This is a genomic window from Blastococcus sp. SYSU DS0541, from assembly GCF_054050875.1.
Genome location: NZ_JBJHAD010000014.1, coordinates 46361 through 63703 on the forward strand (window position 1 = coordinate 46361; position 17343 = coordinate 63703).

Here is a 17343-nt window from a genome sequence, read left to right on the forward strand (position 1 = left end):
TCAGGCTGTGAGAAGGTCCGGGATCTCGCGCAGCGCCAGCCCATCGGCGCGGGCCAGCCGGGCGGCCGGTGCGCGGCGGCCGGACCGCGCCGATCCCGCGGGCGAGACCGCCAGTCGGACACCGTCGTAGACGGCCCGGGCGTAGGCGCAGACCACCGGCGCCGACGGGCCGGAGCGCCGGGCATGACGCTCCTGAAGGTCCAGCTGCGCCTCATCGGGGCCGTCACCGGACGAGGCGAACGAGGGCATGCAGGCGTACAGCTCGCCGGTGCCGTCGCCGCCCAGGGCATAGAGGCCGTTCTCCTCCAGCGCCCCGGAGAGCCGCACCACCCGCCGGTCCAGCCCGGCGCGCGCGAACTCGCGGTTGAAGGTCACCAGGTCCCGGCCGACCATGCTCAGCAGCACGCCATCGGCCCGGGTGCGACGGACCAGGTCGAGCAGCGGACCCATGTCCGTGGGGCCGAAGGGCACCAGCGCCTCGCCGACCACCCGGGCGCCGGCCGCGCCCAGCGCCCGGTGGGCGGCCCGGTGCACCGCCCGGGGCCACACGTAGTCGGTGCCCAGCAGCACCCAGCGGCGTGCCCGGCGGTGCGCGACGAGCCAGCTGAGCGCCGCGGCGTGCTGCCCCGCGGGGGAGGCTCCGGTGCGCAGGACGCCGGGGCGCGGGCGCCCGCCCTCGTGCGGCGGGGTGAAGACGTACCGGGCACCCGGCGGCAGGGCGCGCTCGAGCGCGCGGTGCACGTCGCTGGTGTGGAACCCGACGAGGACGTCGAAGGCCCCGGCCGCGAACAACGACGCCGCCTCGGCCGCGACGACCTCCGCCGCTCGCCCGGAGTCGACCGCGACCAGCCGCACCTCCCGGCCGTCCACGCCGCCGGCCGCGTTGAGCTCGTCGGCGGCCAGCCCGGCAAGGTCCAGGGCCGAGGGCGCGATCAGGGCGAGCGGACCGGACAGCGGCACCGCCAGCCCGACGTGCAGCGCATCGGTCCGCGGGCCCGCGAGCAGCAGCTCCCACGGATCGAGCAGAGGCCTGGCAGCGGTCACGGCGAGAAGTATGGTCTCCCCATGTTCCCGGGCGGTGACGTCGAGGCGGTAACCGCCGCAGACGACCTGGTCGAGCTGCTGACGGTGACCCAGCGCCGGGTGGCCGGCGGTGTGGCGGCCGCGCTCGCCGAGGACGGCGGCACGCTCGACGGGTACCGGCTGCTCCGGGCGCTCACCGGCGGCGGGCGCACGATGGGGGAGCTCGGGACCGCGCTGCACCTGCCCGCGCCGACCTGTACCCGGCTGGTGGACGGTGCGGTCGACCAGGCGCTGGCCTACCGGCTGCCGCACCCCGAGGACGGGCGCAAGGTCGTCGTCCACCTCTCCGGCCCTGGCCGCGACCGGCTGCGCCGCTGGGAGGGCCTGGTGCGGGCGCACGAGGCGGCGCTGGCCGCCTCCCTGGGCCCTGCCCGTGTCGAGGGGTTGCGCCGGGCGCTGGGCGAGCTGGCCACCCCGGAGGGCTGAGCCGCCGGACGCGTGCGGGGAACGGGGGTCCGCGCGCTCCTGCCCTCGTGCGAGGGTCTTCCCGAGACCGATGGAGGAGTTGGCATGACCTGGCCCCGGCCGGTCCCGGTGATCGGTGACCAGACGCACGCCGCCGAGCGGGCCGCCGATCCCGCGGGCTGGGCCTTGGACCCCGCGACGGTGGAGGCGCTGCACGCGGTCGTCGCGGCCCGCCGGGACATCCGCCGCTACCGGCCCGACCCGGTGCCGCCGGAGCTGCTGCGGTCGGTGCTGGAGGCCGGTCACCGGGCCCCGTCGGTGGGGCACTCGCAGCCCTGGCGGTTCGTCGTCGTCACCGAGCAGGGCACCCGCGACCGCGCCGCGGTGCTCGCCGACCGCGAGCGGCTGCGCCAGGCCGAGCTGCTGACGCCCGACCGCCGCGCGCGGCTGCTGGACCTGCAGCTCGAGGGCATCCGGGAGGCGCCGCTGGGCGTCGTCGTCGCCTGCGACCGCCGCACCCATGCCACCGGCGTGCTGGGCCGGGCGACCTTCCCGGACGCCGACCTGTGGAGCTGCGCCTGCGCGATCCAGAACATGTGGCTCGCCGCCCGCGCCTCGGGGCTGGGCATGGGCTGGGTGACGCTCTTCCAGCCGGCCGACCTCGCCGCGCTGCTGCACCTGCCGGAGGGGGTGCAGACCCTCGGCTGGCTCTGCCTGGGCTGGCCCGACGAGCGCCCGCCCGAGCCCGGGCTGGTGCGCCACGGCTGGTCCCACCGCGCCCCCCTCGAGGACGTCGTGCTGCGGGAGCGGTGGCCGGCCGACGACAGCCCGGCCGCCCCCGTCAGCCACCTCGCGGGGCCGCGTCCCGAGGCGGTGGTCGCCGCGCGCGACACCGGTGACGACCTGCTCGCCGTCCCCGGGTCGCTGGGGGTGCTCGACCGCGCCGTCGACCGCGTCCTCGCCCTGCCCGGGTCGGTGCCGGACGCCGGCACGCTGGTCGTCGTCGCCGGCGACCACCCCGTCGCCCACGCGCACGCGGTCTCGGCCTACCCGCTCACCGTGACCGCCGACGTGCTGGCCGCCACCCGCACCGGGGAGTCGCTCGGGGCGTCGACCGCCCGCCAGGCCGGGCTGCGGGTGCACGCGCACCACGCGGTGCCGCCGGGGCCGCAGGGCGACCTGCTCACCGCCGACGCCCTGACCGTCGACGCGGCGGCGGCGCTGGTCGAGGAGGGCCGCGCCCTCGGGCGGGAGCTCGCCGCCGCCGGCCTGGTGTGCCTGGGCGAGGTGGGCATCGGCAACACCACGGTGGCCGCCGCCCTCGCCTGCGGCCTGCTGGGGCTCGACCCCGACGATGCCGTCGGCCTCGGCGCGGGCGCCGACGCGGCGATGCTCGACCGCAAGCGCGCCGTCGTCCGCGGTGCCCTGGACCGGGTCCGGGAGGAGCGCGGCTCCGCCGACCCGATGACCCTCCTCGCCGCGCTCGGGGGGCCGGAGATCGCGGTGCTCACCGGCGTCACGCTCGGCGCCGCCGCGGCCGGCGCGCCGGTGGTCCTCGACGGGCTGGTCACCTCCGTGGCCGCCGCCGTCGCGGTGCGCCTGGAGCCGGCCGCCCAGACGGCGCTGGTCGCCGGCCAGCGCAGCCGCGAGCGCGGGCACGCCGCCGTCCTCACCGACCTGGGGCTGGAGCCGCTGCTGGACCTGCGCCTGCGGGCCGGCGAGGGCGTCGGCGCCGCGCTGGCCGCGCAGCTGCTGCTCACCGCGCTGCGGGCCCGGCGCACCGCCGGGCGGGTCTCGTGAGCCTGCGCCGACCGCGGCGCACGCTGGTGCTCGGGGGGGCGCGCTCGGGCAAGTCGCGGCACGCCGAGCAGCTGCTGGGCCGCGCCGGGCAGGTCGAGTACGTGGCCTGCGGCCTGCCCGCCGACGGCGGTGACCCGGAGTGGGCCGACCGCGTGGCCCTGCACCGCGACCGCCGCCCGGCGAGCTGGCGCACCCGCGAGACCGTCGACCTGGTCGGCGTGCTGGGGGAGGCGGGCCCGCCGCTGCTGGTGGACTGCCTCTCCACCTGGCTGGCCCGCGCGATGGACGACTGCGGGGTCTGGACCGGGGAGCAGGGCGCGGACGAGCGGCTGGCCCGCGCGGTCGACGACGTCGTCGCCGCCTGGACGGGCACCCGCCGCCGGGTGGTCGCGGTCAGCAACGAGGTCGGCTCCGGCGTCGTGCCGGCGACCGTCTCGGGGCGCCGCTACCGCGACGAGCTGGGCATCCTCAACGCGCGGGTGGCGGCGGCGTCGCAGCGGGTGTGGCTGGTCACCGCCGGCATCCCGCAACGGCTCCGGTGACCGGGCCCGCCCGCGGCGGGCCGCTCGCCGCGCTCGGGGTCTTCAGCGTGCTGCCGGTGCCGCCGTCGGCCCGCGTGCCCGGCGCCGGCGTGCTGCGGTGGCTACCGCTGGTGGGCGCGCTGCTCGGGGCGCTGGCGTTCGTGCCGGCGCTGGCGGTGTGGCGGGGGAGCGACGGCGGCGCCCCGCTGCTGGCCGCCGCGGTGGTGGTGGGCGCGCTCGCCCTGCTGACCCGCGGGCTGCACCTCGACGGCACCGCCGACCTCGCCGACGGCCTGGGCAGCGGCCGCCCGGCCGAGCAGGCGCTGGCGATCATGCGGCGGCCCGACGTCGGCGCGTTCGGGGTGGCCGCCCTCGTCTGCCTGCTCGTGGTCCAGGTGGCGGCGCTGGGGGCGGTGCTGGACGACTCCTCGCGGACCGCAGGCCTGGTCTGCGTCGTCCTGGCGACGACGGCCGGCCGGGTGGCGGTGCTGCACGCGGCGGCGCGCCCACCGGCGGCGGGCTCGGCGCTCGGCGTCCTGGTGGCCGGGGCGGGAACGCCCGCGGTCCGGTGGACGGCGACGCTGCTGCTCCTCGCCGCCGCGGCCGGGCTGCGGCTGCTGGCGGGTGGCTCCCCGGCCGACGCCGGCTGGGCGGTCGCCGCGGTGCTGGTCGCGCTGGCGGCCGCGGCGGCGCTGACCGCGCACGCCGGCCGCCGGCTCGGCGGGGTCACCGGCGACGTCTTCGGCGCCGCCGTGGAGACCGGGACGACCACGGCACTCGTCGTGCTGGCCGCCGGGACCGCCTGGGCCTGAGCGAGCGGAGCTCTCAGTCCCGCGCGGCGGATCGGGCCCACCGTCGCGGGCTGTCGCCGGTCCACCGCCGGAAGGCGTGCACGAACGCCGAGGCCTCCGAGTAGCCGATGCGCTCGGCGACCTGCTCCACGCTCAGCCCGACGGTCGCGAGGAGCTCCTCGGCCAGGTGCCTGCGGGTCTGGTCGACGACGGCGCGGAAGCTCGTCCCTTCCTCGTCCAGGCGGCGCCGCAGCGTGCGCACGCTCATGTGCAGCTCGGCCGCGACCGCCTCCTGGCCGGGCATCCGCTGCGGGTGGCGGAGCAGCACGTCCCGCACCTGGCCGCTGAGCCCCCGGCGGTGGACACGGCGCTCCAGCAGCTCGCGGCACTGCGCCTCGCACAGCGCGGCGGTCAGCGGGGCGGCCTGGGGGAGGGGCTGGTCGAGCAGCACGGCGTCGAAGACCAGGACCGACCGCGGCGCGGCGAACCGCGGCGGGACGCCGAACGCCTCCGCGTAGGGCGCGGGGTCGGCGGGCTCGGGCAGCTGCAGCTCCACCCGGCGCGGCACGACCGGCCGGCCCAGGGACTCCCGCCACAGCTGCAGGGCCGCCGAGCTGTCGCGCAGGAGGACGAACCGGCGCACCGGGTCGGGCAGCTCGAGGTCGTCGAAGAAGAGCAGGAGCTCGCCGTCCTCCTCGTGCGCGCTGATCCGGGTGAGCGCGTAGGTCAGGTCGAGGAAGCGCATGGCCACCTCGTGCCCCTCCCGCAGCGTGCGGCTGGAGAGCAGGGCGAAGCCCCAGATGCCGTAGGTGGCCAGCCGGTAGCGCACCCCGGCGGCCAGGCCGCCGTCCTCGGGGAGCGCGCCGACCAGGGCTGCCACCAGCCGGACCTCCTGCTCGGCGCTGATCTCCGCCGCCGGGTCGCGGAGCTGCGCCTCGGTGACGCCGGCCGCCGCGAGCAGGTCGGCCCGGTCCAGGCCGTGCTCCTCCGCGAGCGCGCACAGCAGCGCCGCGCTGCCGGTGCCCCGGGCCGCGGCGTGGACGGAGTTGGCCGAAATCATCAAGGTGCGGCCGATTGTGCCATGGCTCACACCGCGGTCCCGCCCTTACGTTCGCGGACGTCACGGTCGGGCACGGAGGGGACATCACGCATGACGGCGATCGCGCAGGAACCCGCCAGGACGTCGACGACCGAGCACGTCGACGTGCTCATCGTCGGTGCCGGGATCTCGGGCATCGGGGCGGCCCACCACCTCAAGGACCGCTTCCCGGGACGGACCTTCACCGTCCTCGACGCCCTCGACGACCGGGGCGGCACCTGGTGGACGCACCGCTACCCCGGCGTCCGGTCGGACAGCGACCTCTTCACCTTCGGCTACCAGTTCAAGCCCTGGCGCGGCGCCTCGATCGCCACCTCGGCCGAGATCCTGTCCTACCTCGACGAGGTCATCGCCGAGGACGACCTGGCCGGGAGCATCCGCTACCGGCACCGCGTGACCTCGGCGAGCTGGTCGTCGGCCGAGCGGCGGTGGACCGTGCGGGTCAGCCGCGAGGACACCGGCGAGGAGCTGACCCTCACCACCGACTTCCTGTGGATGTGCCAGGGCTACTACGACCACGGGCAGCCCTACCGGCCGGAGTGGCCCGGGACGGACCGCTTCCGCGGGGTGGTGGTGCACCCGCAGCAGTGGCCGGACGACCTCGACCACACCGGCAAGCGCGTCGTCGTCATCGGCTCGGGCGCGACCGCGGCGACGATCGTCCCGGCCATGGCGGAGACCGCCGCGCACGTGACCATGCTGCAGCGGTCCCCGACCTTCTTCTTCGCCCGTCCCCGGACGCACGAGCTCGCCGAGACCCTGCGCGCGCTCGACGTGCCCGACGACTGGACCCACGAGATCCTCCGCCGCGCCTACATCGCCGAGGGCGACGAGATCACGCGGATGTCGTTCGAGTCGCCTGACGAGCTGCGCGAGATGCTCATCGAGGCGATGCGTCCGCTGCTGCCGGAGGGCTTCGACATCGCCAAGCACTTCAGCCCGACCTACCGGCCCTGGCAGCAGCGGCTCGCCCTGCTGCCCGACGGCGACATGTTCACCGCCATCCGGGAGGGCAAGGCCTCGGTCGTCACGGACACGATCGACACCTTCACCGAGACCGGGATCCGCACCTCCTCGGGCGAGGAGCTGGAGGCCGACATCGTGGTGACCGCCACCGGGTTCGACCTGTGCCTCTTCGGCGGGATCGCGTTCACCGTGGACGGCGAACCGGTGGACTTCACCCAACGGGTCACCTGGCGCGGCACGATGATCAGCGGCGTGCCCAACATGGCGTACGTGTTCGGGTACTTCCGCGCGAGCTGGACGCTGCGGGCCGACCTGGTGAGCGAGCTCGTCTGCCGGCTCCTGGCGCACCTGGAGGAACGCGGCGCCTTCGTCGTCGTGCCCACGCTGCGCCCCGAGGACGCGGACATGCCGCTGCGGCCCTGGGCCGATCCGGAGAACTTCAACTCCGGCTACGTCATGCGCTCGGTGGACCGCATGTTCAAGCAGGGGGACCGCGAGCCGTGGACCCACCTGCTGGAGTACGCCCACGAACGGACGGCGTTGCCTGCCGTCGACCTCGACGACGGGTCGCTGGTCTACCGCTGACCGCCCGCCCCGCCCACTCCCACCCGCACAGATCTGGAGACCACGTGCCCGTCGACCCGCACATCGCCGCGATGCTGACCATGATGGAGGAGGCCGGGCTGCCGCCCATGTACGAAGGCACCCCCGAGGCCGGGCGGGCGCTCTACCTGGCGCTCACCCACGGCGCGCGCACCCCCGAGCAGCTGGTGCCGGTGGCCAGCACGGAGGACCGGACCGTTCCCGGTGCCGAGGGCGACCTGAAGGCCCGCGTCTACCGCCCCGAGGGTCAGGGGCCGTTCCCCACGGTCGTGTTCTTCCACGGCGGCGGCTGGGTGATCGGCGACCTGGACACCCACGACAACATGGCCCGCAACGTCTGCCGGGGCAGCGGCGCCGTCGTCGTCGCCGTCGACTACCGGCTCGCCCCGGAGCACCCGTTCCCGGCGGCGGTGGACGACGTCGTGGCGGCCGCCCGCTGGATCGCCGCCCACCTGGACCAGTTCGGCGGCGACCAGCGGCTCGGCGTCGCCGGCGACAGCGCCGGGGGCAACCTCTCCGCGGTCGTCGCGCAGGCCCTGCACGCCGACGGCACGCCGATGACCGCCCAGTTCCTCATCTACCCGGCGGTCGACGCCGAGGGCGAGTACCCGTCGCGGATCGAGAACGCCAAGGGCTACTTCCTCGAGAAGGACACCATGGACTGGTTCTACGGGCACTACGCCGAGGGCTGGGACGACGCCATGGACCCGCGGCTGTCGCCGCTGCACCACGGGGACCTCTCCGGGCTCCCGCCCGCGGTCGTCGTCACGGCCGAGTACGACCCGCTGCGCGACGAGGGCGAGGCGTACGGCGAGGCGCTGCGCGCGGCGGGCGTGACCGCCGAGGTCCTCCGCTACGACGGCATGATCCACGGCTTCTTCGACATGGGGACGATCTCGCCGGCCGCCCACAAGGCGATCGAGGAGTCCTGCGCCCGGTTCGGGGAGCTGCTGCACCGCTGAGGGGACGACGCGGCGGAACCCCTGTCCCGGTTCCGCCGCGCTCCTCACGCCTCCGGGAACAGCGCCCGCAGGCCCAGGCGCGTGGGCCGCTGGAACGGCCGCCAGGCGCCCTGGGGCTGCGCCAGCCGGTCGGCGACGATCCACAGCACGGCCGGGTCCACCCCCATGCCCAGGTGGCTCGCGTGCACGGCGACGTTCTCGCTGGTCGGTCCCTCCTGCTGGAGGCAGGTGCGCCAGTCGACGACGCCGTCCCACCGCGAGTAGACCGAGGTGCTCGGCACCGGCAGCGGCCGGGCGGGGCGCACGTCCTGCACCGCCCGCAGCCGTCGCAGCTCGCCGTAGGTGCCGGCGCGCGTGCCGGCAGGGCGCGCCCGGGAGGTTACGGCGGCGAACGGGGAGCCGAGTGAGACCACCTGCCGCACCAGACGGGGCGAGCGCTCGGCCAGCCGGCGGGCGAAGATGCCACCCAGGCTCTGCCCGACGATGCTCACCGGGCCTCCGTGCTCGTCGGCGAGCCGCCGCACCAGGTCGCGGACGCCGTCCACGACCTCCGGCCGCGGCCCGTGGTTGCGGCCGAGGTCCCAGCCGACGGCCGGGTAGCCGAGGCGGCCCAGCCAGCGGCGCAGCGTCCGGGTGGAGACGTCGGAGGCCAGCCACCCCGGCAGGACGACGACCGGGTGCGGCTCGCCGCGCGGGGCCCACCGCAGCAGCGGGGTGCCGGCGGCGAGCGCACCCGCGCTCATCACGGCGCGGACGGGCTCGGTGAGGGCCAGCAGGTCGTCGGTGCGGGCGGCGCGGGGGCGCCCGGACGGAGTGCTCACCCGACCTGCATGCCCGCGAGGCGCAGGTGTCAGTCGCCCGGTGGGAGCACCCGGGGCACGAACACCTCGTCGATCGGCCGCGGGCCGACGTACTGGCGGCAGGTGCACGGCACCCAGCTGTGCCCGGACCAGCGGCCGCGCTTGTCGTAGGTGTCCCGGCGCAGCTCGGCGTAGCAGGTGTTGGTCCCGGTGTCGTGCTGGCTCAGGGTGTGCCCGCAGCCGCACAGCGGCGTGACCGGTGGCGGCGGGGCGCTGCCCCGGCGGCGGCCCATCCGGCCGGCGAGGAAGCCGGCGCCCAGCAGCCCGGCGCCCACCAGCAGGCTGATCGGATCCATCTGCGTGCACCTCCCGCGCGAGGCCTCCGACGGTAGCGCGCGCGGGCCGCCCGCACCGGCGTGCGGGTCGGGCCTCGCGTTGCGCCCGAACCGGAGCCGTGTTCGCCCGATCGAGGGGATTGAGCGGGAGTGATCTGGGGCACGTGTGACCCGTGGACACGTACGCCGTGGGATTCGCCCGACCCGACCGCTGGTCGGCCGGGCAGCGGACCGAGCAGAGCTACCCGTGGCACGCCGTCGAGGCGCACCGCCCGCCGGCCGAGCTGGACGGCGAGGTCGAGCTGGCCGTCTGCGGCGCCATCGTCCAGGTCTGGGGCTCGCAGAGGTGGGAGCGCGTCGGCGTCGGCCGCACCGGCTGCCCCGAGTGCGCGCGCATCACCGCCGTCGACAGCCGGCTGACCTCCGCCCGCTGACCCCCGGCCGGCCGGCTCAGCGCTTCTCGGGCTTCCGGCCGCTGATCGCGGACAGCCCGGTGATCGCCCGCCCGACGATCAGCGCCTGCACCGAGTCGGTGCCCTCGAAGGTGAAGATCGCCTCCATGTCGGCGTGGTGCCGGGCGATGTGGTGGTCCAGGAGGATGCCGTCACCACCGAGGATGTCGCGGGCGTCGGCGACGATCGCCCGGGCCTTGGCCGCGTGGTTCATCTTGGCCAGCGACGCCATGGCCGCGGTCATCCGGCCGGAGTCGGCGAGCTTGGACAGCCGCCAGCACATCAGCTGCATCGAGGTGATCTCGGCGAGCATCCGCGCGAGCTTGTCCTGGACCAGCTGGAACCCCGCGATCGGCTGGCCGAACTGCTCCCGCCGCAGCGCATGGGCCAGCGCGAGCTCGTAGGACGCCGTCGCCAGCCCCAGCGCCCGCCAGGCCACGGTGTACCGGGTCCGGTCGAGCATCTGGGAGACGTCCTTGAAGGAGTGGCAGTTGGCCAGCTTGTTCTCCGCCGGCACCCGGACGTCGGTCAGCGTGATCTCCGCCTGCCACACCGCCCGCAGCGCCGTCTTGCCGGTCATGACGGTGGCCTCGTAGCCCGGCGTGCCCTTCTCCACCACGTAGCCGCCCACCGCGCCGTCCTCACCGCGGGCCCAGATGATCACGTAGTCGGCGATCGAGCCGTTGCCGATCCACTTCTTCTGCCCGTTCAGCACGTAGGCGTCGCCGTCGCGGCGGGCCGAGGTCTCCAGGGCGACGGCGTCCGAGCCGTGCGCGGGCTCCGTGAGGCCGAAGGCGCCGATCTTCTCCAGCCGCGCCATCTCCGGCAGCCAGCGCTCCCGCTGCTCCTCGTCGCCGAGCACGGCGATCGACTGCATCGCGAGGAAGCTGTGCACCCCGTTGAAGGTGCCGATGCTGCCGTCGGCGCGGGCGAGCTCGGCGGCGACGAGGCCCGCGGCGACGTTGCTCATCCCCGGGCACCCGTAACCCTCGATGGTGCCGCCGACGACCCCCACCCCCGCGAGCTTCTGCGCCATCTCGAACGGGAAGTCCGCGCGCTCCCAGTAGTCGTTGATGTGCGGTGTGACCTCGGCGTCGCAGAAGGCGCGCACCCGGTCGCGGAGCTCGATCTCGGCGGGCTCGAGCAGGTCCTCGATGGCGTAGAAGTCTGGGCTGTCGACGGTCACGACCCCGAACGTACGGCGAACCGGCGGATGCTGCCCCTCGTGCAGCGTGCTATCACGCATCGACCGGCAGAGGCGCCGGCCGGACCGATCGGCGCGGTGCTGGGAGGGGGCCTGCCGCGGTAGCTTGCGTCGTCCCGGTTCCCGCCCCAGGAGCTCCGTTGCCGTTCTTCGTCCACTTCGCCCGGTTCGTCCGGCTGCGCCTGAGCGGCTGGCGGCTGCCGCTCGCCGTCGCGGCGTTCGTCTTCCTCTCCAGCTGGCTGGCGATGGCGCTGGTCGAGCCGGCGGACAGCGGGATCACCGCGCCGGGCACCTACTGGTGGTACTTCCTCGTCACCGCCGCGACCGTGGGCTACGGCGACGTCTTCCCGAGCTCGACCGGCGGCCGGTTGATCGGCGCCTACGTGATCGTGGGCGGCATCGTCACCCTGACCCTGCTGTTCACCCAGCTGTCCGAGGCCCTGCAGTCGCTGCGGGGCCGGCGTCTGAGAGGTGTGGTCCCCCTGGACATGTCCGACCACGTGGTGCTGCTGGGCTACTGGCCCGGGCGCACCGAGCGGATCGTCGCCGAGCTCACCGCCGAGGGGCGGACCCAGGTGGTGCTCTGCGCCTGGGACGAGGTCGGCGAGAACCCGATGCCCGACGTGCCGGCGGTGCACTTCGTCCGCGGCGACCTCACCCACGAGGACGTCATGCGGCGGGCGTGCGTGCCGGCGGCGCGGACGGTGGTCATCGACGCCCGGGACGACAACGAGACGCTCGCCGTCGCGGTCGCCGTCGAGCACGCCCGGCCGGGGGTCCACCTCGTCGCCGCCCTGCGCGACCTCGAGCGGCGGGAGACGCTGAGCTACGTCAGCGCCGGGGTGCAGGCCGTGCAGTGGCACATGCCCTCGCTGCTGACCGAGGAGGCGAACGACCCCGGGATCACCCAGGTCTACAGCGAGCTGATGACCCACGGCGGGCGCAACACCTACTCGCTGACGGTGCCGCGGGGCTTCCCGCACGGCACGTTCGGCGAGTGCCAGCGCCACTTCGGCGCGACCTTCGGCGCGACCGTGCTCGCGGTGCGCGGCCCCCAGGGGCTCGCGGTCAGCCCGACGTGGGACACCCCGCTGGAAGCCGGGACGACGCTGTACTACGTGGCCGAGGGCCGCATCCCCGCCCGGCAGCTCACCGGCGGGGCCCGCTCCCAGGCCTAGGAGGGGTGGCCCTCGAGGTCCCCCTCGTCGCCCTGCGGCGCCTCGCGCGGGGCGCTCTGCGCCTCCAGGGACGCCGCCATCTCGGGCGACTCCTGCTCCAGGGCGATGTCGCGGGGCTGCGGCGTCTCGGGCTCCGGCGTCGTCATGCCCCCACCCTGCCGCAGCGCACCCCGGCCCGCTGCCTCACCAGGCTCACAGCCAGGCCGGGCGGAAGACCACGGTGCCCGACCGCGCCGGCACGTCCAGCACCACGGTGCCGGTGACTGCGGAGGACGGCGCCAGCGGACCGCCCGGGAAGGCCGCCGCACCGGTGTCGCAGGAGCCGGCGGGTGCGCCGCCGGTGGCCACGCTCCCGTCGTCCCCCACCAGGCGGAAGTCGCCGGGCCCCACGCTGCGCTCCCCACCCAGGGGGGCCAGGTCGGCGCCGGTGGTCACCGTGATGCGGACGGCCACCAGCGTGCCGATGCCCGCGACGACGGAGCTGTCGGCGCAGGACGCGCCCGCGAGGACGTGTTCCACGGTGACGGTGAGGGCGGAACCGCCTGCGGGGTCGGGCACGTCCACGGCGGATCCCGGGACGATCACGACCGGCGGCGGCTCCACCGGCGCCGGCTCGACCGGCTCGGCGGGCGGCGGCTCCACGGCGGGTGGCGGCGGCTCCTCGACAGGCGGCGGCTCCTCGACAGGCGGCGGCTCCGCGGCCGGGGGTGGCTCCACCGGGGGTGGGTCGGTGGGCGTCGGGTCGGCCGGTGAGGGGGCCGCGGGTGTCGGGTCCGTGGGCGTCGGGACGGCGGGTGTAGGGACGGCGGGTGAGGGGGCCGCGGGGGTCGGCTCCGTGGGTGAGGGGTTCGCGGGCGGCAGGGTGGTCGCCGGTGGGGTGGTCGCCGGGGAGGGCTGCACCGAGGAGGACGGTCCGGACGGCGGCAGGGTCGTCGCCGGTGGGGTGGTCGCCGGTGGGGTGGTCGCCGGGGAGGGCTGCACCGAGGAGGACGGTCCGGACGGCGGCAGGGTCGTCGCCGGTGGGGTGGTCGCCGGGGAGGGCTGTACCGAGGAGGACGGTCCGGACGGCGGCAGGGTCGTCGCCGGGGCCGTGGACCCGGCGGGCGGTGCCGGGTGGGTGGGCGGCGCGACGGCCTGGTCCCGGGACTCACCGCGGTCCGCCGCGGACGGGGGCGGCGCGGTCGTGGGCGCCGCCGGCGCCGCGGAGGGGCCGGGGCCCGAGTCGAGGTCGAGTTCGGCGTCGAGGGCGGCGTCGACGGCGGCGTCGAGGGCGCGCTCGGCCGATGACACCACCTTCCGGACGGAGCTGACGGAGACGGCGGGGGAATCGGCGACGGGGGCGGCCGCGGCGGGCGCGCCAGGGAGGAACCAGTCGGCGGAGCCGGGGGGGAGCGCACCGATGGTCGGGATCACCAGCGGCCCCATGCCGGCGCCCTCGGGCAGGACCCAGGCCTGCGGGTCCACCCGGTCGTCGGCTGCCACCTCCACGGCGCCGGCCACCGGCACCGGTGCCCCGAACCCGGTCAGGGCGAGCAGGGCCGCGGAGCCCACGCCGCCGGTCATGGCGGCCAGCGCACGCAGCCGGCGGCGGGCCAGCAGCTGGGCCTGGTACCGGGCCGGCGGCGACGGCCGTGGTGCCGACCGAGCCGGGACCACGCGCCGGCGCACCGGCGGTGCCACCGGCCGGGCGGCGGAGGGATCGCGCGGGAACGGCGTCGGTCGCCGTGGCCCGCAGCCGGCTCCGGGGGCAGGGGAGACGGACCGCGGGTCGCCGCCCGGATCGGCTCCAGGCGCCGGCGGGGGCGAGGTGGTCATCGTCATCACCGCCAGGGTCTGCGAGCCGGGGGAACATCCGGGGAGGAGCGGTCGAACGCTAACCGGCGGCACGGCGTCCCGGAGCTGGTCCGGAGTCGGAACCGATCCGTTCACCCACTCTTGGGGGTCGGCACGTCCCCCCGGTCTGGCCGGTCGGCGCCCGGGCAGCGGCACCTCCGGGTAATCCGTGGTCAGCGGTGCTCGGTCAGACCGTCCACGTCACCCACTCCAGCGATTCGCCCGACCAGGCGGACGGGCAGTGCCGCCGGTCCTTGTCCGCCCCCGCGCGCACGCGGGCGATGGCGGCACGGGCGAGGGCGGGCTTCCGGGCCTGCCGCAGCACCCGGCTGCGCAGGATCTTCGCCACCACGCGGGGATCCCGGGACCGGACGGCCATCAGCAGCAGCTGCACCGCCCAGCTGGTGTGGTCGAGGTCCATGGGTGCCGCACCGGTGCGGTACTTCCGCTCGATGGCCACGAGCTCCCGGTCCAACCCGACCGGGTCGTGGAACATGCTGTCGGAGTGCCGGTAGTAGCCGACGAGCGGCCTGTTCACCGGCGCAACCGGTGCGGCCAGGGCGAGCCGGTAGTAGAAGTCCCAGTCGGCGAGGATGCTGAGCGCTGGGTCGAACCCACCGACCTGCCGGGCGAGGGCGGTCGCCGCCAGGACGCCGGACCCACCGCCGGGGATGCCGCCGGTGCGCGCCAGCACGGAGGGCGTCGTCTCGGGCGTCGGTGGCTCGTGCCAGTGCAGGGGGCGGAAGGCGTCGTCCACGTGCACCGCCCCGACGGAGGACCAGCCGGCTCCCGGCGCGGCGGCCAGGGCCTCGAGCTGGCTGCGCAGCTTGTCCGGGGCCCAGTAGTCGTCGTCGTCGCAGAGGGCCACCCACGCCGTCCTGGCCACGGCGATCCCCGCGTTCCGCGCCCGGGACACACCCAGGCTCGCGGGGTGGTGGATGATCCGCACCCGGCAGCTCGCCAGGGCGTCCAGGGCTCCGGCCGTGGCGGCGTCGCTCCCGTCGTCCACGACCACGACGTCCACCGGGACACCGTCCTGGGCAAGAGCCGACGACACGCTCCGGCGGACGAGGTCCAGGCGGTTCCGTGTGGGGATGACGACCGTGACGGCGGGCCCCGTCGTCATCGTGCCCAGCCGGCGTACGCGGCCAGCCATTCGGGCGGCGGCGCGGGGGCCGCACCGACCCCGCGCGCGTCGCTGCCCAGCTGGCCGGTGAGGCGGCGGGCCAGCTGCCGGCTCACGGGGACGATGCCGGCCTCCGCCACGCCTCTGCCCAGCAGCCGGACCGCCGTGCCGGGGGCACCCAGCAACTGGGCCATCCGTGCCACCCGGACGTACCAGTGCGCCAGGTCCGGGTCGAACCGCTCGCCACCGGCGAGGTCGCGGTGCTTGTGCCGGAGACGGGTCAGCTCCCGGACCACCCCGTCCGGGTCGTGGTACATGCTGTCGGAGTGCACGTAGTAGGCCAGCAGCGGCTGGTCGACCGCGGCGACGGGCGAGCCGGCACCCAGACGGACGTAGAAGTCCCAGTCGGCCAGGATGGACAGCTCCTCGTCGAAGCCGCCCACGTCCCTCGCCTCCGTGGTGCGGACGAGGACTCCGGAACCGCCCCCCGGAACGGCCGGGCGGCGCGACAGCTCCCCGAGGAGCCGCCCGGAGGCCGGGGCCGGGGCGTACTCCGTCGCCCGGAGGTCGCCGTCGACGTGGAGCGCCCCCACGCAGGACCACAGCGCCCCGGGGACCGCGCGCAGGGCCGCGAGCTGGGCGCGCAACTTGCCCGGCGCCCACAGGTCATCGTCGTCCAGGAAGGCGACCCACGGCGTCCGGACCTCGGCCAGCCCGGCGTTGCGGGCACCCGACACGCCCCTGCTCCGCTCGTGCCTCACCAGCCGGACACGGGGGTGGGCGAGGCCCTCGACCGCGTCCGCCGTCCCGTCCTGGCTCCCGTCGTCGACGACGACGACCTCGGCCTGCACCTCCCGCTGCCGCAGGACGGAGTCGATGGCGCGGAGGACCAGCCGACGACGGTCGCGCGTCGGGATCACCACCGTCACCGCGTCGTCACTCCGGTCGTGCCCGCCGCTCACCTCGGGCCCCCGACCGCGGCCGGCCGCGTGCGGGTACGCCGGTTGCGGAGGTAGAACACGACACCCGCGAGCGCCCCGCTGACCTCGCGTCCGAAGACGCGGTCGCCGGGTTCCCGCCCCCTCGTCACGCGCCGCACGCTCCTGCGCAGGTAGTAGGAGGGCAGGCTCAGGAAGGCGCGCCGCAGGTTGCCGAGATCACCCGTGCGCTCGTACTGCACGAGCAGTGCGGTGACGTGGCCGCGCATGTAGTGGAAGATCTGGCTCCGGAGCCCGGCCATGCCGGCGCGGTGGTGGTGGAAGACCACCGCCGAGGGCTCGTATCGGCAGGTCCGGCCGGCGGCCAGGATGCGGTACCAGTACTCGGAGTCGCCCGAGCACCCGGCGGCGCCGACGTCCAGCCGCTCGTCGAACAGACCCACCTCGTCGACGACGGAGCGGCGGAAGGCCATGTTGGCGCCGGCGCCGATCTCCCAGGCGGGGCAGCCGTAGGGGCGCTTCGCGCGGTAGAAGTCCGGCCCGAAGTCGATCCGCATGAACCCCCGGCCGAAGCCCCATCGGGACTCGAAGATCCACTGCGCCTCCGTGTCGAGCTCGGCCGGCAGCACCAGCCCGGTGACGGCCAACACCTCCTCGTCGTCCTCGAAGGCGGCCACCAGCCGCTCCAGCCAGCGCGGGTGCAGCTCGGTGTCGTCGTCGGTGTAGGCGATCAGGTCCGACCGGGCCGCCAGCAGCCCCGTGTTGCGGGCGATGTCGAGCCCGGGGCGGTCCTCGCGCACGTAGTGGACCCCCGCGGCGACGGCCACTTCCCGCGTCCGCGGCCCCGTGGAGGCGTTGTCCACCACGATGACCTCGTCCGGCGGGTGGCTCTGCCGCGGGAGGCTGGCCAGGCAGCGGGCGAGCTCCTCCGGCCGGTCACGCGTGCAGATGACCACGCTGACCGTCGGGGTCGGCCGCGCGGCCGGGGCCTCCGGTGCGGGCACCGGCGCGGCCGACGAGAACAGGTCTCGGAGGGCCGCCTCGGGATCGTCCGCGGGCGCCACCCACTTCTGGGCCACCGGCCGGTCCCCGGCCCAGAGGACCAGCAGGGTGAGCCGTCCGGCCCAGTCGCCGGTCGGCACCCGCCCGCGGTCGTCGAAGAGCACGTGGACGACCTCCGCGAAGCCGCCGTCCGCGGCTCGGCCGGTCCTACCGGTGGCACGTCTGCCCAGGAAACCCATGAGTGC

Annotated in this window: 18 protein-coding genes; 8 read left to right on the top strand and 10 right to left on the bottom strand. The window is 76.0% G+C overall.

Translation table 11 applies throughout. The features are described from left to right. Window positions 1–1044, bottom strand: a complete 1044-nt coding sequence (locus ACI794_RS15185; protein WP_456602999.1) for an ABC transporter substrate-binding protein — start codon at window positions 1042–1044, stop codon at window positions 1–3. Window positions 1045–1065: 21 nt separating this feature from the next. On the opposite strand from ACI794_RS15185, the gene ACI794_RS15190 reads away from it, so the two are divergent. The 4 genes from ACI794_RS15190 (at window position 1066) to ACI794_RS15205 (ending at window position 4621) form a co-directional block, all read left to right on the top strand. Then, window positions 1066–1509, top strand: coding sequence for a MarR family winged helix-turn-helix transcriptional regulator (locus tag ACI794_RS15190; protein WP_456603000.1), 444 nt, complete (start codon window positions 1066–1068; stop codon window positions 1507–1509). Between the two features lie 84 nt (window positions 1510–1593). Then, window positions 1594–3288, top strand: a complete 1695-nt coding sequence (bluB, locus tag ACI794_RS15195) for a 5,6-dimethylbenzimidazole synthase (protein ID WP_456603001.1) — start codon at window positions 1594–1596, stop codon at window positions 3286–3288. Then, on the top strand, window positions 3285–3830 hold the full coding sequence (locus ACI794_RS15200; protein ID WP_456603002.1) for a bifunctional adenosylcobinamide kinase/adenosylcobinamide-phosphate guanylyltransferase: 546 nt from the start codon (window positions 3285–3287) through the stop codon (window positions 3828–3830). Before bluB ends, ACI794_RS15200 begins: the two co-directional genes overlap by 4 nt. Continuing rightward, on the top strand, window positions 3827–4621 hold the full coding sequence (locus tag ACI794_RS15205; RefSeq protein WP_456603003.1) for an adenosylcobinamide-GDP ribazoletransferase: 795 nt from the start codon (window positions 3827–3829) through the stop codon (window positions 4619–4621). The genes ACI794_RS15200 and ACI794_RS15205 overlap by 4 nt, the downstream gene beginning before the upstream one ends. A gap of 13 nt (window positions 4622–4634) precedes the next feature. Here ACI794_RS15205 and ACI794_RS15210 read toward each other — a convergent pair whose 3' ends face one another. Continuing rightward, window positions 4635–5660, bottom strand: coding sequence for an AraC family transcriptional regulator (locus ACI794_RS15210; RefSeq protein WP_456616777.1), 1026 nt, complete (start codon window positions 5658–5660; stop codon window positions 4635–4637). A gap of 90 nt (window positions 5661–5750) precedes the next feature. On the opposite strand from ACI794_RS15210, the gene ACI794_RS15215 reads away from it, so the two are divergent. Then, window positions 5751–7250, top strand: coding sequence for a flavin-containing monooxygenase (locus tag ACI794_RS15215; RefSeq protein WP_456616778.1), 1500 nt, complete (start codon window positions 5751–5753; stop codon window positions 7248–7250). Between the two features lie 44 nt (window positions 7251–7294). Further along, window positions 7295–8230: an alpha/beta hydrolase gene (locus ACI794_RS15220; protein ID WP_456616779.1), complete on the top strand. Its 936-nt coding sequence runs from the start codon at window positions 7295–7297 to the stop codon at window positions 8228–8230. A 44-nt stretch (window positions 8231–8274) separates the two neighbouring features. Here ACI794_RS15220 and ACI794_RS15225 read toward each other — a convergent pair whose 3' ends face one another. Both ACI794_RS15225 and ACI794_RS15230 read right to left on the bottom strand, forming a co-directional pair. Next, window positions 8275–9051, bottom strand: coding sequence for an esterase/lipase family protein (locus ACI794_RS15225; protein ID WP_456616780.1), 777 nt, complete (start codon window positions 9049–9051; stop codon window positions 8275–8277). A gap of 29 nt (window positions 9052–9080) precedes the next feature. Then, complete coding sequence (locus ACI794_RS15230; protein WP_456582396.1) at window positions 9081–9386, bottom strand: hypothetical protein; 306 nt, start codon at window positions 9384–9386, stop codon at window positions 9081–9083. Window positions 9387–9538: 152 nt separating this feature from the next. On the opposite strand from ACI794_RS15230, the gene ACI794_RS15235 reads away from it, so the two are divergent. Continuing rightward, the gene (locus ACI794_RS15235) at window positions 9539–9799 is read left to right on the top strand and encodes a hypothetical protein (RefSeq protein ID WP_456603007.1); all 261 of its coding nucleotides are present in this window, start codon (window positions 9539–9541) and stop codon (window positions 9797–9799) included. 16 nt (window positions 9800–9815) lie between these two features. On the opposite strand, the gene ACI794_RS15240 is transcribed toward ACI794_RS15235, so the two are convergent. Next, window positions 9816–11003 carry an acyl-CoA dehydrogenase family protein gene (locus ACI794_RS15240; RefSeq protein WP_456603008.1) on the bottom strand — a complete coding sequence of 396 codons (1188 nt, stop codon included), beginning with the start codon at window positions 11001–11003 and terminating at the stop codon, window positions 9816–9818. Between the two features lie 158 nt (window positions 11004–11161). On the opposite strand from ACI794_RS15240, the gene ACI794_RS15245 reads away from it, so the two are divergent. Beyond that, entirely contained in the window at window positions 11162–12199 is a 1038-nt protein-coding gene (locus ACI794_RS15245) for an ion channel (protein ID WP_456603009.1), read from the top strand. Here the strand turns inward: ACI794_RS15245 and ACI794_RS15250 are convergent. The 5 genes from ACI794_RS15250 to ACI794_RS15270 all read right to left on the bottom strand — a co-directional run bounded on the left by ACI794_RS15250 (window position 12196) and on the right by ACI794_RS15270 (window position 17337). Continuing rightward, entirely contained in the window at window positions 12196–12345 is a 150-nt protein-coding gene (locus ACI794_RS15250; protein WP_456603010.1) for a hypothetical protein, read from the bottom strand. The two genes, ACI794_RS15245 and ACI794_RS15250, sit on opposite strands and share 4 nt — an antisense overlap. A gap of 46 nt (window positions 12346–12391) precedes the next feature. Further along, window positions 12392–13855: a hypothetical protein gene (locus ACI794_RS15255; protein ID WP_456603011.1), complete on the bottom strand. Its 1464-nt coding sequence runs from the start codon at window positions 13853–13855 to the stop codon at window positions 12392–12394. 364 nt (window positions 13856–14219) lie between these two features. Continuing rightward, window positions 14220–15188 carry a glycosyltransferase family 2 protein gene (locus ACI794_RS15260; RefSeq protein WP_456603012.1) on the bottom strand — a complete coding sequence of 323 codons (969 nt, stop codon included), beginning with the start codon at window positions 15186–15188 and terminating at the stop codon, window positions 14220–14222. Next, on the bottom strand, window positions 15155–16078 hold the full coding sequence (locus ACI794_RS15265) for a glycosyltransferase family 2 protein (RefSeq protein WP_456603013.1): 924 nt from the start codon (window positions 16076–16078) through the stop codon (window positions 15155–15157). Before ACI794_RS15265 ends, ACI794_RS15260 begins: the two co-directional genes overlap by 34 nt. A 38-nt stretch (window positions 16079–16116) precedes the next feature. Further along, window positions 16117–17337 (bottom strand): glycosyltransferase family 2 protein, encoded by a 1221-nt coding sequence (locus tag ACI794_RS15270; RefSeq protein ID WP_456603014.1) that lies wholly within the window; start codon window positions 17335–17337, stop codon window positions 16117–16119. Between the last annotated feature and the right edge of the window lie 6 nt (window positions 17338–17343).